General features: G+C 47.0%; 1 protein-coding gene and 1 pseudogene. Both read right to left on the bottom strand.

The annotated features are described in order from the left end of the window. A partial coding sequence (locus A3751_RS20815; protein WP_197466577.1) for an efflux RND transporter permease subunit occupies positions 1 to 459 on the bottom strand: 459 nt, incomplete at its 3' end. Between the two features lie 2 nt (positions 460 to 461). Next, positions 462 to 685, bottom strand: a pseudogene (locus tag A3751_RS23285) (hypothetical protein); the annotation flags it as partial.

Here is a 685-nt window from a genome sequence, read left to right as displayed (position 1 = left end):
CATCTCGGAGTAGGTATACCCTTCCGCCGTCAACGCAATCACAATGCCATACACGTCGCCAAATTCATCATTGACTACTGGCCCAATAATACCTTCGGGAAGATCCGGGGTAACCGCTTGAATCTTGCGTCTCAGGTCATCCCAAATCGGCCGCATACTGGTGTAGTTTTCTTTAATATTCGCAACAACAATCGATACGCCGGTCTTTGACGTACTCGTAACGAAATCAAGTTCTGGAATCTCTTGAACAACTTGCTCAATCTGGTTAGTTACCAGCTCCTCCATTCTATCGGAAGAGGCGCCAGGTAAGTAAGTGACCACTTGTGCAGCTCGAATAATAAAACCAGGATCATATGCACGAGGAAGATCTTTGAATGCTTGTACGCCTGCGAGCATTAAGACAGCAAATAAAATCCACGTAGTTCGGTTATTGGTGATCGCTGCGTTAGTAAGAGTCACGACTACTGTCCTTTCAGAAGACGCACTTGTTGTCCATCAGAGAGTTTGCTCATCCCCGCTGTAACAACACTTTCTCCACGCTCCAAGCCTGACAAAATCTGCAAACCCGTTGGCAGCACTTCTCCGACTACAACATTTACACGCTTTATGACGCCCACATCAGTTTTGCCAGCATCAGAATCTGGATCTGGCTCTAAGACCCAAACGAACGCTTCTGAGCCGTTAC

The organism is Oleiphilus sp. HI0080, assembly GCF_001635135.1.
This window is presented reverse-complemented; position numbering and strand designations above follow the sequence as displayed.